10 protein-coding genes are annotated in these 15,726 nt (G+C 41.9%); all 10 read left to right on the top strand.

Annotation, left to right across the window (positions count from 1 at the left end):
* Positions 1-36: 36 nt before the first annotated feature.
* The 10 genes from J4N24_RS01015 (at position 37) to J4N24_RS00970 (ending at position 15,611) form a co-directional block, all read left to right on the top strand.
* Positions 37-189, top strand: a complete 153-nt coding sequence (locus tag J4N24_RS01015; RefSeq protein WP_207531781.1) for a hypothetical protein — start codon at positions 37-39, stop codon at positions 187-189.
* A 289-nt stretch (positions 190-478) separates the two neighbouring features.
* On the top strand, positions 479-1,330 hold the full coding sequence (locus tag J4N24_RS01010; protein WP_207531780.1) for a PAS domain-containing protein: 852 nt from the start codon (positions 479-481) through the stop codon (positions 1,328-1,330).
* A gap of 92 nt (positions 1,331-1,422) precedes the next feature.
* Positions 1,423-1,650, top strand: coding sequence for an NAD-dependent epimerase/dehydratase family protein (locus J4N24_RS01005; RefSeq protein WP_207531779.1), 228 nt, complete (start codon positions 1,423-1,425; stop codon positions 1,648-1,650).
* A 329-nt stretch (positions 1,651-1,979) separates the two neighbouring features.
* Entirely contained in the window at positions 1,980-3,212 is a 1,233-nt protein-coding gene (locus tag J4N24_RS01000) for a glycoside hydrolase family 88 protein (protein ID WP_207531778.1), read from the top strand.
* 32 nt (positions 3,213-3,244) lie between these two features.
* Complete coding sequence (locus tag J4N24_RS00995) at positions 3,245-5,125, top strand: glycoside hydrolase family 97 protein (RefSeq protein ID WP_207531777.1); 1,881 nt, start codon at positions 3,245-3,247, stop codon at positions 5,123-5,125.
* 161 nt (positions 5,126-5,286) lie between these two features.
* Positions 5,287-6,561, top strand: a complete 1,275-nt coding sequence (gene fucP, locus J4N24_RS00990) for an L-fucose:H+ symporter permease (protein ID WP_207531776.1) — start codon at positions 5,287-5,289, stop codon at positions 6,559-6,561.
* A 37-nt stretch (positions 6,562-6,598) separates the two neighbouring features.
* Positions 6,599-8,431 (top strand): glycoside hydrolase family 97 protein, encoded by a 1,833-nt coding sequence (locus J4N24_RS00985; protein WP_207531775.1) that lies wholly within the window; start codon positions 6,599-6,601, stop codon positions 8,429-8,431.
* A 12-nt stretch (positions 8,432-8,443) separates the two neighbouring features.
* On the top strand, positions 8,444-10,438 hold the full coding sequence (locus J4N24_RS00980) for an alginate lyase family protein (RefSeq protein WP_207531774.1): 1,995 nt from the start codon (positions 8,444-8,446) through the stop codon (positions 10,436-10,438).
* 356 nt (positions 10,439-10,794) lie between these two features.
* A complete protein-coding gene (locus tag J4N24_RS00975) occupies positions 10,795-11,364 on the top strand; it encodes an RNA polymerase sigma factor (RefSeq protein WP_207531773.1) in 570 nt (189 codons plus the stop codon).
* A 146-nt stretch (positions 11,365-11,510) separates the two neighbouring features.
* A complete protein-coding gene (locus J4N24_RS00970) occupies positions 11,511-15,611 on the top strand; it encodes a two-component regulator propeller domain-containing protein (protein ID WP_207531772.1) in 4,101 nt (1,366 codons plus the stop codon).
* Positions 15,612-15,726: the final 115 nt, after the last annotated feature.

The raw sequence follows: 15,726 nt of genomic DNA, 5'->3' as shown, positions 1-15,726 counted from the left end.
GTAAAGAGATGCTTTACTTATTAAGCATCGGAATATGTGATTGTTCAGCTTTTTATGGAGGGCATAAATGAGATATTAGAGCTGAACAGGGAGATTAATTATTATGAGAAAGAAGATGAGGATATGGGATATGGGGAAAATGGGGTGCACGTGAATGAGAAATATTGGAGGGAAAGCCGAGCTGAATAAGTTATGCTCTTTGTGTTTAAACCATCAGTCTTCTTAAATGTTAGGTCTTCGAGTATATTACCAAGAACATTCCGGAACCACCATAACTCCAGGCAAAATCACTATTTATTCCTTTTGTGAGGTTATGATTCTCACATGATTATAGAATTTTGAACCGAATGGTTAGAATTAGTATACAAGTAATACTTAATACGATGGTTTAAAAATCAATCAATTAAGAAGATAGTGAGTGCTTTTTTTGAAGAACTAGAACTCCAAAGAATTGTTTACCTACGTAAAAATACTTGCTTTGAATAGATTTGAGTTTGAAGACTTTTTTAATGCTGCTCCTCCAATGGTTATACTAAGGGCAAATGTTCCTGACTTTACCGTAATGGATATCAATAAGGCGTTCTTAGATGCATCCGGTGCCAAACCTTCGGATATCCTGGGAAAGGGGATTTTCGAAGTCTTTCCTGAGAATCCCAAGGATCCTAATTCTAAAAAAAATCTGGAAGCGCTTAGGAATAGATTAACGGAGACTGTATTATATAAAAGCAAAACAGAACTGCCTTTGCAGAAGTATGATATTCCTATTCGCGGGACTAAAGAATTTGATGTCAGATATTGGCAAGCTAGTAATTCTCCAATTCTAGGTGAGGACGGAGAAGTAGAGTTCCTCGTTCACGTAACTACAGATATTACCAAAGCCATTACGCTGGCAAAAAAAGAACGGATCTCTTTTGAGGTAGCAGAGGGAAAAAGACGTGAATTGCATACGCTATTTATGGAAGCTCCTGGCGCTATCTGTATTTTAAGCGGTCCTACATTGGTATTCGAGTTGGTAAATCCCACTTTCCAGGGAATTTTTCCTGGACGGGACCTTTTGGGAAAGCCTGTGTTAGAAGCTTTGCCTGAAATGGGGCAACATCCTCTCATAGAAGTATTAAAAACAGTCTATGAGAAACAAGAAACCTTTGAAGGAAAAGAAGTGCTAACCCGCATATCTCGCCATGCTGATGGACCTGTAGAAAATATTTACTGGAATTTTATTTACAAGCCCAGGTTCGATTATAAGGGTAACGTTGATGGCATAATGGTATTTGCCCATGATGTAACAGAACAGGTTGTTTCAAGAAAAAAACTCCAGGAGATTGAATGAGCGGCATCGCTACATTTGTTTGTTAACAATTTCTATATGCAAAATCATTTTTTTAATGACGCCTTTCTACTATCCGAAATATTTGTGATGATATGAGAGTTCTTGTAAACGGTTCGTCGGGAAAACTTGGTAGTGTTACCGTTAAGCTTCTGGCCAATTTTCGTCATAGGGTGTCCGTCTTAGACATATCAAGTAGTGCAACTACGAATCTAATTGTGGATGTAAAAGATAAGCACACAATATTAAGGGTTACCGAAGGTTTCGATGCGGTAATACACACTGCTGCTTTACATGGCAGACATCTGGAAATTCACTTTTGAATATCTTTAAAAGAGCAAATAAAAACATTGGTTTGACGATGGAACTAATATTGTCAATCTTGATTCCGAAATACCCAACCACATCATTTTCCTCATTTCCCAAAATGTTATCTGCTGGTTAAGAGTGGTGATAGATAGCCAAGTTTAGCAAGCAAAGAATTTTTTTCTTAAGCTTGAGTATTAACAGACCTCTTACCTGTCATGCAATGGTAGTTTGTTAATATTAATTGCCATGATACTTCATATTCGGCCATCCAGGCTCAAGTTCTCTTATGTTGTCTTTCCACTGATTGGGTTTATTTTAAGGCCTTTTATTAGTACTACAACGTATGGCAGGGCAGCGTAGTTGTCACGTTCGCAGGCTTTCCCTGCTAATTAGCGTCATCTTTATTATTGCCGGTTGTAGTGTTACCCAGATTCCAGGAAAGAAGCAATTTAATTACCTGGAGGAACAGGCAGATAAAACTCTTAAAAGTATTCCTTCAGACACAGAAACTGCCATCCCTCGCAGTATAAGTTCCGGCATGAAGGAGTGGCGTTATGTAACTTACAAAGACTGGACAAGTGGCTTTTGGCCTGGCACCCTTTGGTATCTCTATGAAGCTACCAAGAAGGATAGCTGGAAGTTTGAAGCGGATAAGTTCTCGATGCTTTTAACTCCCCTGTCACGAATGGAAGCAATTGATCATGACCTCGGATTTATGGTTTTTAGCAGTTTTGGTAACGGTTACCGATTAACAAAAAATCCTGAATATAAAGAGATCATATTAAGAACTGCAGATACTTTAGCTACTCTATATAACCCCAATGTAGGCACTATTTTATCCTGGCCACGCCCTGTTCAAAATATGGAATGGCCCCAGCACAATACGATCATGGATAATATGATAAACCTTGAATTGTTGTTCTGGGCCTCTAAAAATGGTGGAGATAAGAAGCTTTATGATATTGCGGTTAGTCACGCTGCTACGACCATGAAAAATCATTTCCGTTCGGACTATACATCTTACCATGTGGTAGTATATGAACGAAATACCGGAAAGAAGATCAAAGGGGGCACGCATCAGGGCTATGCAGATGAATCTATGTGGGCAAGAGGGCAGGCCTGGGCAATCTATGGCTATACTATGGTCTATCGTGAAACGAAAGATCTTAGATTCCTTGATTTCGCACAAAAGGTAACGGATGTTTATCTTGAAAGATTGCCTTCTGATCTGATACCCTATTGGGATTTTAATGATCCTTCAATTCCGGATGCTCCCCGAGATGCTTCTGCTGCTGCTATTACAGCCTCAGCTTTGCTTGAATTATCAACCCTGGTGACTGACAATTCAAAGGCTAAAATTTACCGTGACAAGGCTGAAATGATGCTAAAGGAATTGTCTTCTGACAGATATTTAAGCAAGGATAAGAACTCGGCATTTCTGTTGCATTCTACCGGGCATAAACCTAATGGGTCTGAAATTGATGCTTCCATTATCTATGCAGACTATTATTATATCGAGGCTTTGCTGAGGTTGGAGAAACTCGAAAAAGGCCAAAATATATACAATCCCCTATGATCCTGCAGATGAAAGCCAAGCTACTACTATGTATGTCTCTAATCCTTGCATTTTCCGCGTATTTACACGGGCAGGAAACCGTAAAAGGATCAGAAGCAAGTATTCAATCTCCTGACAGGAAGCTTACGGTAAAGTTTTATCAGAAGGCGATCGGACCTGGACGAAGGGCGATGTATTACCAGGTCCATTATGATAATAAGCAGGTGATTGCTGAGTCTGAGTTAGACCTGCAACTGGATAACCACCTGTCTGAACGTGCAATGGCGCTTAAGGTGGATAAGCATGAGAAGTGGTTCGAAAACCTTTCCATTACGAATATTTCTACCAGTTCGAAGGATTCTTCATGGAGCCCGGTAGTTGGAGAAAGAGCTGTTATCAGAGACCGGTACAATGCCCTAACGGTGCAAGCGATAAAAGATGATAATCCTATCTATCCGGTTAATGTGGAGATCCGGGCTTATGATCAGGGAGCAGCAATCCGTTATTTTTTTCCTGAAAACGAAAAGGGAACTTATTACCGGATCGTCTCGGAGAATACGGAATTCTCTCTACCTGAAGGTACCAGAGCATGGCATGCGTCCTGGGCTCAGGCCCCTTATAGGTTATTGCCCTTGAAAGACTGGCCTGATGAAAGTGAGCGTCCACTTACTTTGGAACTTCCTAATGGACTATACGCCTGCCTGGCGGAAGCTCAAATGGTAGACTATGCCCGTACCAAATTCAAGCTAAGCACTTCCCGGCCTAACACTATTCTGACCTCCATGTATACTCCTGCTGATCTTGTATCACCTTTCGGTACGCCATGGCGGGTGATTATGGTAGCAGAGAAATACGGTGATCTTATACAAAATAATGATATTATCCTTAACCTGAACCCTCCCTCGAAAATCGCCGATCAAACCTGGATCAGGCCGGGCAAGATTATGAGGGTGATGAGCCAGACAACGGCTGATGCAAAAGCAAATATTGATTTTGCAGTACGACATAAACTTCAATATGTCCTCTTTGACTGGAAGTGGTACGGACCTGCTTTTTCCTTTAGTTCTGATGCCTCAAAGGTGGCTATTCCCAACTTTGATCTGCCCGGAATTATTCAATATGGAAAGGAGAGAGGTGTAGGAGTATGGCTTTACGTTAACCAGCAAGCCTTGCTTGCCCAGTCAGACTCCTTATTTAAGATCTATAGAAAGTGGGATGTTAAGGGCGTAAAGTTTGGTTTTGTGCAGGTAGGTTCGCATCGCTGGACAACATGGGTAGAAAAGGCTATCCAGCAGGCTGCAGAAGCGAAAATAATGGTGAACATCCACGACGACTGGAGGCCAACCGGGGAGCAGCGGACCTGGCCCAATTTAATGACCTCCGAGGGAATAAGGGGTAATGAGGAAATGCCTGATGCAACTCATAATACCGTCTTGCCTTTCACCCGATATATAGCCGGCGCTGCAGATTATACGATCTGTTATTACGATAAAAGGATAAAAACGACGCACGCACATCAACTAGCTATGGCTGCGGTGTATTACAGTCCCCTTCAAACTTTATATTGGTACGATAAGCCTGAACTTTCTGAAAACGAGCCCGAGCTGGAGTTCTGGGATAAAATTCCGACTACATGGGATGAAACGAAAATTCTTCAGGGAACACCGGGTCAGTTTATTACAGTGGCAAGGCGCAAAGGACAAGATTGGTTTATAGGAACTTTGAATAATACCGAAGCGCGCTCACTAAGAGTCGACCTTGCTTTTCTTCCCCGCGGAGCAAAATATCAGGCAAGTATCTACAATGATGATCCAGACGGTGGGACCAAAAACAAAGTTGGTATTCAAAGAATAAAAGTCAATTCAAAGACGGTAATAGATAGCAGAATGCTAGCCTCAGGAGGACAGGCGATCTGGCTAAAATTACTTAAATAAGGGATAAATTAAAAAGGATTTAAACAGCTTGAGTTAAAGATAAAAGGCTGTATAGTGAAAGGGGAATTGAAGCATGGGGGAGGGATATTATGTGAGAGAACTGAATAATAATTAGCTGGTCCGAGATAGAAATAGTTCAATATACTTAACGATAAACTTTGATGGAGATTTTAACACCTGAACGGCAGGAGCAGCGAGCTTTTGAAGTACAAGGTAAACCGGCATTTACAGAAAAAAGATTCCTTTTTACCTTCATATTGGTTACTTCCCTTTTTATGCTTTGGGGAATTGCTCACTCTATGAGTGATGTTCTGAATAAGCATTTTCAGACGGTACTTAACGTTTCTAAAGCAGATTCTGGCTTAATACAGCTTTCTGTTTTTGGTGCTTACTTTCTTATGAGTATACCTGCCGGCTTGTTTATGAAGCGCTTTGGATATAAGCGTGGTGTTATTTTGGGTCTTATTCTTTTTGCCATTGGGACCTTTTTGTTCGTCCCCGCGGCCAATGCGAGCTCGTTTGGCTTTTTCAGGATAGCCTTATTTATACTGGGATGTGGGATGGCAACACTAGAAACTGTAGCTCATCCCTTTGCTGCAGCGTTAGGAGACCAGGGCAGCAGTGATCAACGGGTGAATTTCGCCCAATCATTTAACGCAGTAGGAGCTATTATCGGACCCGCTTTGGGAGGATATTTCCTCTTTCAGGCTAGCTCAATGTCTGATAGCGGAGGGCTTGATTCTGTCAAGTCCCTCTATGTTGGATTGGGGGGCTTTATAGTTTTGGTTGCAATTTCGTTCCTATTTATCAAAATTCCTGCGCTAACCAATCCTCATAATACAGCCTTAGGTCGGGAATCAGTGATCGTAGATGCAGAACAGGGTAAAAAGCTTTACAAGCAAAGGCATTTCGTCTGGGCGGCAATAGCACAGTTCTTCAATGTAGCGGCGCAGGCAGGAACCTGGAGTTTTTTTATCAATTACAGTCACGAAGTTATGGGTTATACGGATTCCCAGGCCAGTAAGCACATGAGTATCTTTATGGCAATGATGGCCTTGGGAAGGTTTGTTGGAACTTATCTTATGAAGTATATTGCACCTAACAAGATCCTTGCAGCCTTTGCCTTCGGAAGCGTTTTGGCTTGCATCGTTGTCGCGCAGAAGTTAGGCTGGATATCTTATGCAGCTATTTTCAGTATCAATTTCTTTTTTAGTATCATGTTTCCAACTATTTTCAGCCTTGGCTTGAAAAATTTGGGTTCACATACTCAACAGGCTTCGTCCTTTATTTCAATGGGAGTTGTAGGCGGCGCAGTTATGCCTTATTTCATGGGAAAGCTTGCTAATCAGGATGTTGGTGCCGCTTATTACTTACCAATTGTTTGCTACCTTGTGATCTTTATGTTTGCTATAAAGCTTTATAAGGTAAGGTATTAGCCTCAGATTACAGATCGCACACCTTTATAGATAATTTATGATGAGAATCAGAATCAACGCCGGGAACTGGCCTGGGATTATTGTATTGCTACTCTTTTTAAATCCTGTGTTGGTGCAAGGCCAGGCAAGGGATTTTAAACTCAGCTCTCCGGATATGCAAACAACTCTACATTTATTCCTCGATGCACAGGGCAGTCTTAACTACGAGGTAAAGTGGAGCAAACGGAAGGTTATTGAACCATCTGAATTAGGGCTTACAATAAACGGGCGAGAAACAGGTAAGAACGTAAAGTTTGTGTCTTCAAAGGCAGTTTCAAGGTCTGAGAAGATTTTCTGGCCGATAGGAGAAAACTCAGTTATCGATAATACCTTCAACGAACTTGATGTATCCTGCATTTCTGGTGAGTTGCCGTACAACCTTATCGTTAGGGCTTATAATGGAAGTGTTGCCTTTCGTTATGCTTTTCCCGGCAATGAGAAATTTGTGATCTCCAAAGAGAATACAGCATTTAATATTTCTGCGCCCTCTGTTATTTACCAATACCATCACGAATCCATCTTTACTCCCACGAGCCTGGATACGTTGAAAACTACCTGCGACCTTCCCGCTACAGTAACAGCAAAGGACTTTTTCCTGAGTATCGGCGAGGCTGAAAATATCAGCTATACTAAGGCTGAACTTCAGAAAGGATCTGCAGGAAATTCTCTGGCCATTGCTTTTGCCCGCGATAGTGCCGTTAGATACAACAGCGCTTTTTCTACTCCATGGAGAACAATAAGTATCTCTGGAACAGCAATTGGTCTGCATCAATTTAGTGAGCTTTTCCTGAAATTATCCAAGCCCTCACCCACAGATCTCAGCAAGATTGCTCCCGGGAAACTGATCCGGGCCCAGTTAAACACTCAGAGTGGGATCGATTGTATAGACCTTGCCAAAAAACTCGATTTCAAATACATTATGTTTGATGCCGGATGGTACGGACCTGAGAGAGCGAAAACTTCTGATCCCCGTGTGGTGATTCCTGCTATTAATATGCCTGAAGTGATCGAATATGGGAAGAAGAATGGCATAGGCGTAATCCTTTACGTGAATTATCTCGGATTGCAGAATTATTTAGATGAGATCCTGCCACTGTATAAGCAGTGGGGAGTTGCGGGTTTGAAATTTGGATTTATTGATGGATTTACCCAAGAGGGCCTTACCTGGCTTAGTCAGGCTATCAGTAAAGTAAATGATGCAGGCTTACTGCTCAATATTCATGATAATTATAAACCAACCGGACTAAGCAGAACGTATCCTTATCTTCTTACCCAGGAAGGTATCAGAGGTGATGAAAATAGTCCCGACGCATTTCATAATACAACTTTACCATTCACACGCTTCCTGGCCGGTGCTGCCGATTTTACCTTCTGTTTCCCTAATTCAAGAAGTGACTTCGCAAAGAATATTAAAGTAAGTAAAGCACAGCAACTCGCGCTTACTGTAGTGAATTTCAGTCCCCTGCAATCCATTTTCTGGTACGGACAGCCAAAGGATTATACCAACTTTGAGGAGATAGAATTTTTTAAATATGTGCCCACGGTATGGGATGAATCAAGGTATCTCACAGGGTCTATAGGCAAGAATATCAGTGTAGCCAGAAGAAAAGGTTCAACCTGGTTTATCGGCAATGCCGCAGGCCTTTCCGACTGGAAGGAAAGAGTTAAACTCGATTTCCTTGATGCAGGAAGGATTTACAAGGCTACCATTTACAGTGATGGTGAAAACAATGAGATCTTAAAAACTGCCCACTCTTTTAGGCAGGGAGACAAGCTCTCAATAGACATTAAGGCCAAAGGCGGCGCGGCTATTATGCTGGAGCCTCAATAAGCAATTTTTATTATGAAAAGGAAAATACAACTGATAGCCCTTCTGATAGTTTTTTCGGCGCTGGCAAAATCTCAAACATTTGTTCACCCCGGAATCCTTCACTCGCAAGAGGATCTGGAGCGAATGAAGAAGGCCGTTGCTGCGAAAGAGGAGCCCATTCATTCAGGGTATAAACTATTTAGTGAAAATCCGGTCTCCCAAAGCAATTATACGATGCAGGGACCGATGGAAATGGTGGGTAGAAATCCAACAGTAGGACAGGCTGTGTACGACACAGACGCTAATGCAGCACATCATAATGCAATACAATGGGCAATTACGGGGGATAGGGCTTATGCAGAAAAAGCTATAGAGATAATCAATGCATGGTCGCACTCGCTAAAGTCAATAACAGGTCGCGATGCAGTATTAATGGCTGGATTAGGCCCATTTAAAATGGTGAACGCGGCAGAGATAATACGCTATACCAATGCTGGGTGGAAAGAGCAAGACATCCGGAAAACGGAATTGCATTTTAGAGAGGTTATTTATCCTGTTATCAAAAACTATGCTCCTTTTGCAAATGGTAATTGGGATGCTGCAGCCCTGAAGACGGTCATGGCAATAGCTGTTTTCTGTAGTGACAAGCCAATGTTTGAGGACGCGTTAAGATACTATGTAAATGGACATGGAAACGGCCGTTTGACGCATTATGTAATCAACGAAGAAGGGCAGATACAGGAAAGTGGCCGCGACCAGGGGCACACTCAATTGGGTATTGGGATGCTGGCCGAATGCTCGGAAATTGCCTGGAAGCAGGGATTAAACCTCTACGGATACAACAATAATCGCTTATTGAAAGGATTCGAATATGTGGCGAAGTTTAATTTGGGTAACGAAGTCCCCTTTGTTGAAACGCTGGATCATACAGGGAAATATCATCACAAAGCGATAGCAAGACAGGATCGCGGGCCGCTCCGGGCGGTTTACGAACAGGTTTACAATCACTACGTGAGGAGGATGGGCCTGCAGGCTGCTTTTACCAGGCAGGCGGCAGAAAAGATACGGCCTGAAGGACCTGGAAAACCAGGCGCAGACCATCCCGGTTACGGGACGCTATTTTTCAGTCTTCCTGCCCCTGGAAACGCTGCGGCTGATTCAAGAACTCCGGTAGCTCCCGCTGGTGTTATTGCAGAAGCTAAGGGCAGGGCAATCGCCTTGTCATGGATTGAGCCTATTGGCGCGAAAACTTATATTTTGCGTCGCTCGGAGAAAAAAGGAGGTCCCTACAATGTTCTTTCCCGCAATATTTTGACAACAAACTACGAGGATCTTACTGTGAAGGAAGGAAAGATCTATTACTATGTTGTCTCTTCTTCAAATGGCAGAGGTGAAAGTAACTTATCGCAGGAAGTTGCGGTTTCGGCTGGATTACCTCATCCATGGAAACAGATGAGCATTGGAGAGCTTGATCATGGGGGCTCAACCCATCTCGACGGGAGGAATTATACATTCACTGCCTGGGGAAAAGGCCTTGATTCACTTAATGATTCCTATCATTTTGCGGCAGTACCGCTGAAGCAAGATATGGAGATCACTCTGCGCTATGTCCCTCAATTAAGCTCACAGTTTTCTTCCTTCGGTATAAGTATCAGGGAGAGTGAGTCAAAACAGTCCCGGCACTTGTCTCTGAGTATTAATCCTGGAAAAACAGAATTAATTGAAGCACCAGCATGGCATGCAAGACTTTCACAGAGGCTTAAGTCCGGTCAACCTCTTCAATTGCTGAACTTAGTACAAAAACTGCCGGACACTGCAGTTACTTTCGGCCGCCTTACAGGCTATTACTGGCTCAGGCTGAAGAAGGAGGGAAGCGCGGTTAAAGCGTATGTCTCGTCAAATGGACAAGCCTGGACGCCCGCAGGCTCTGCAATCTTAAATTTTCAGAAAGGCTGGCTGGGCATCTTTGCTGCTTCGGGAATGGCTAATGAAACTGTAGTCAACTTTGATAATATACAGGTGAGGTAAATACATTTTCAAGCCTTTCTGATGAAAAGACCTTTCAACAGAAAGGCTGCCTGTCTTAAATACAAGTCTACCATATTGGATCATTTATTCGGCCTCGCTGCTCAAAGCCAGTAGGCAAAAAGATCCCCGTCTGAAATTCTAGCTTTGATTCAGAAATCCGATCCAATATTTTTACGGTTAGCCCTAAATGCTTGCTTTTGCGGTTTAGTAGCTGGTTCTGCAATATTTCTCCCTTCTGTTTGACCTATTTGCTACCTCTTATCCCCCTTCTTTTTTGTGAGTTTAGCACTGCTAATGAGAACGAAAGCTCTCGGTTTAGTTGCTTGATAGAAACCAATTACATAACCACTATAAACATGTTAGCGAGAGAGAAATATTCTAAGTTGTGGAAAGAGACCTGTGCCGGAAATCAAAAGTCATATTCGGAACTGCATTCCTATTTATTTACCGGGCTATTTGAGTACGCACGGAAAATGGTTAAAGACGAAGATGTAGCTCACGATATTGTACAGGAGTTATTTGTTAAATTGTGGTTAAAGCGCGAGCGGATCGGAGAAATTGTTAACGTTAAAGCGTATGTTTTTACTTCCGTAAGATGCATGAGTATTAATTATCTGAAAAGTTGTAAAGTGAGAGAATCGAACATCCTCAATTTGGATTTTCCCGAATTTCAGTTTTCTGCCGAAGAACTGATCACGAACAGAGAGGCAAGTTCTATTCTCGAATCTAAGATGCGGGTAGCAATAGACAAACTGCCCGGACGTCAACGGGAGATGATCTATTTACGATATTTTGAGGAGCTTGACTACAAACAGATCGTGGAAGTTACAGGGCTAAAATATCAATCCGTTGTAAACCATATTTACAGAGCGGTTCAATTATTAAGAGATGAATTTAGTACTACACCTGATAGATGTGCTGCCTGATTAATCCCTCTCTGAGTATCCTTCTGAGAATTACACTAACGAGATCATCAAACATTTTCCCGTAACATTTTTAAGTGATTTTTAGAATCTGAGCAGGTGCAGTTGAAATGTCTTATATTAGGGTTCATATAACCAGTTGTAATTTAGTGCAGAGTTCTCCACGTAAGATTAGCCTTTTTTCAAACTTTAGTTGCCTTCTTTTTCTGTTCCTTGTGCTCTCTGTTTTGGAAAAGGGCTATGCTCAATTCATTAATCATCTTGAAATTGAAAATGGTCTCTCCAATAACACCATTACTGCCATTCACAAAGATAAAAGAGGCTTCCTATGGTTTGGGACCTTCGATGGCTTGAACAGGTTCGACGGAAATAGCTTTAATGTATACAGAAACCGCCTTAGAGATACCTTCTCTCTCCCTGACAATAATATAACCACGATCAATGAAAGTCCGTCGGGAGAGTTATGGGTTGGAAGCAGAAAGGGGGCTGCTGTAGTAAATGCAACCAACTTCAGCTTCAGGAAAGTAAGGTTTCATACAGGTTCCTATCTTTCGGACATCCCTACTGCTGTTAATGCTATTGCATTTGGTTCAAAAGGAAATGCATATTTAGGAACAGGCGGACTAGGTTTGTTGCGGGTAGAAAATGAGCATGGAGCAGCCCGGCTAGTGCCCCTTAAGGTTGGTGCTGCAATTCTTAGAACCTATTCTGTAATAGCTTTATTGTCAAGAAAGGGTAGCGTTTGGGCTTTGGTAGATAAGGTTGGCCTTTGTTTACTAAATGAGAAAGAACGCGAATTCAAGGCGCTGGATCAAGGTGTTACTGCTGGCCTTTGCCTAAAGGCTGGTACAGATGGTACGATCTGGGTTGGCACAAGTAACGGACTTTACTGGTTTCTGCCGGATAGTAAAAGAATTACTTTACAAGAGGTCAAAGAGGGGATTATTCAAGGAAGCCGGGTATTTGATCTGACGGAAGGTCAAAACGGAAAACTTTGGGTGGCCACAGATGATGGGATGGCTATTCTTGATCCCCTCACAAAACACATTTCCAAAACCCTCAATTCCCAGGTAGAAAGTAAACTCTCTTCTTTTGCTCTTCATAAGGTGTATTATGACAGGCAGGTGGGCCTTTGGATAGGGACTAAACGGGGAGGAATTGTACTTCTGGATTATAACAGGAACTACTTCAGAACTATACGAAATGAACCCTACAACCCTAATAGTTTGGCTCAGAACATAGTGTTTTCTTTTTGTGAGGACAATGACAACGTTTGGATAGGTACAGATGGAAATGGCATAAGTGTGTGGAACCGAAGGTCTGACAGTTTCAAAAACTATCGCTTTCCGGACTCGAAAAGGTTTTCGACGGGAATCAATTCTATTACATCGATCGTCAAGGATAAGAATAATGTTATTTGGCTCGGAACTTACGGTAAAGGTGTAAAGGTTTTTGATAGAGCTGCTGGAACCTTTTCCGATATCCCTTTCGCTGATGGTGGTGCAAAATATGTCTGGAGCCTCCATGTGGATAATGCTAATAATATTTGGGCAGGCTGTATCAGAGGCAGGTGGGCGAACAATTTCACCAAAGGCCTATATCTGTTTAACAGGAGATCCAAGAAGTTTGAAGAAGCATCTTTTCCCTTAGCTGAAGAGGTGGTGGCTATAAATCATGATATCTCCGGCAATCTCTGGTTGGGAACCATGGCAAATCTTATTAAAGTTAACCTTGCTGATAAAAGTATCATAAAGTACAAGATCGGTTCTGCTGTTCGTGCTATTCATGCGGGTGATCAGCAACAGATTTTTATAGGCACAAATGGCATAGGCCTTTGGGTACTGGATGCTAAAACGGGAAAGCATGAAGTTATAGACGAGGAACATGGCCTTCCCAATAATAATGTCCTTAATATTGAAAGTGACGGAAAAGGAAAAATCTGGATGAGTACTTTCCATGGGCTGAGTCGTATGGATTTGAAAACTAAGGGCCTTGAAAACTTCTTCGCCGAAGACGGCCTGCAATCGGATCAGTTCTATTATAATGCTTCCATCCGTTTAAGCTCAGGAGAACTGCTTTTTGGAGGAATAAAAGGCTTTAACATCTTTCAGCCATCAGAAATAAAAACATATGGCCGGTTTCCTTCAATGCGGATTATAAGTTTAAAGGTTTTAGACAAGCCGGTAGATGCCGGAAGTGATATCTCAAATAATGCAGCATCTGTTTATGATATCCGGAAAATTACGCTTCCTTACAGCGACGCTATGTTTTCTATTGGCGTGGCTGCCCTTGAATATTCGCTTCCCCGAAAGATAAAGTACGCTTATTATTTAAAGGGTTGGGACAAGACCTGGAACTATACAGATGACGGCAGGTCTATAAACTACTCGCGCCTTAATGAGGGAAATTACATTTTGGAAATTAAATCAACAAATGCCTCGGGTGTTTGGAACCCGATTCCCTTACTGATTCAAGTGAATGTATTGCCTCCCTGGTACAGAACCTGGTGGGCATATTGTATTTACTTCCTGATCGGTGCAAGCCTGATAAAGGTATATCTATACTATCAAAAACAGCAGGCAAAATTACAATATGAGGTGAAGCTTGCTAAGTTGAAAGCAGATCAGGAGACCGAATTAAATGATCGAAAGATATCTTTTTTTACCAATATAGCTCATGAGCTCAGAACTCCTTTGACTTTAATTGTCAACCCTATAAAAGATCTTCTTCAAAATGATGGTAAAAATATCAATTTGGTAGATGTGGGTGCTGTTTATCGCAATACCCGCAGGTTATTAAGCCTGGTAGATCAGTTGCTGCTATTTAAGAGTACGGATAAAGAACTATCGGATCTAAAGCCAGAAGTCCTTAATCTTAATGAAGTTTGCCGGGAAGTGTTCCTTAGTTTTAATAACCAGGCAAGGAAAAAGGAAATGAACTATGAATTCAGGACGGGGGAAGATGACTTAATGGTTTTTGCCGACCGGGAGAAGATAGAAATAGTATTATTTAACCTAATATCAAATGCCATAAAGTATACCCCTGTGAAGGGCAGGGTTATCGTAGAGCTAATGGTGCTTGACGAAGAAGTTGAAATTCTGGTTACTGACTCAGGTTCCGGAATCCCTGAATACGTGGGAGAGCGCTTGTTTGAGAAATTCTATAGGATGGATCAAACGGATAGAAGTGAGAGAAGAAGCGGTTTTGGAATTGGTTTGTCGATCTCCAAAAAAATAGCGGGAATGCAGGGTGGAAATCTCACATATAAAAGTGAACAGGGTAAAGGAACCGTTTTTAGCTATACCGTTCCAAAAGGGGAGTTTCCTGTTGAGAAAGTCAAAACTGAGGTAAGGGCTGCAGATAATCATTTATTGACGGAACTGATTTTTGAGCCAGCCGAAGTTGATGCAATCGAGCCAAGTGTATCTGATGCCATGAAAGATCTGATTGATGAGGCGGTAGAAAATAAACCAACTGTTCTGCTGGTAGATGACGATCCTGAACTAAGGGCGTATGTAAGACGGGTACTGGAACTGCAATATGTAATTCTGGAAGCTGAAAGTGCGGAAGCTGCCTTAACACTGATGCGGAAAGCAGAACCCGACATTATTGTCTCAGATGTGCTGATGTCTGGAATGAATGGAGTCGACTTTTGCGCCAGGATTAAGGAGTCAAAAGACTACGGTTATATTCCGGTTATTTTACTTACCGGGACTTCCTCTCCTGAGATAAAACTTAAAGGTATAGAATGTGGTGCTGAAGATTATATTACAAAACCTTTTGAGAAAGATTTGCTTATCGCCCGTATAAGAAGTATCCTGAAAGGACGAGCTTCATTAAAAACCTACTTCTTCAATGAAGTGACATTAAAAAGTAATACAGAGAAGATCTCTGAAGAGTATAGCGCCTTCCTCAGAAAATGTATTGAAGTGGTAGAGAAACATCTGCTGGATGAAAACTTCAACGTAAGAAATTTCGCGTTGGCAATGGGAATGAGCCAGAGCAATATTTTCAGAAGGGTAAAAGCAATGTCTGGCCTTACAACCAGTGAGTTTATCAGGTATATCCGTTTGAAGAAGGCTGCTGAAATAATGATTTCTCGGGATGTACAAGTAAAGGAGGTTGCGTATGAAGTTGGCTTTCAGGATATCCGCTATTTCCGGGAGCAGTTCAGCAAGATCTTCGGAGTTAATCCTTCTGAATATATAAAAAAATATCGCCGGACATTTTTAAGAGTACCGGGGAAATAAGTCTTCTATTTCAATTAGAGCAATTAAAGTCATGAATCAGGTCGTTAAGGTCTTTTGAAAAGTAGAATGGCCTTTTTACAACACCTCTTTGACGAATCTATCCCCTGTTAGTAAC

Origin of the sequence: Desertivirga arenae, from assembly GCF_017355785.1 — a bacterium.
Taxonomy (GTDB): domain Bacteria; phylum Bacteroidota; class Bacteroidia; order Sphingobacteriales; family Sphingobacteriaceae; genus Desertivirga; species Desertivirga arenae.
This window is presented reverse-complemented; position numbering and strand designations above follow the sequence as displayed.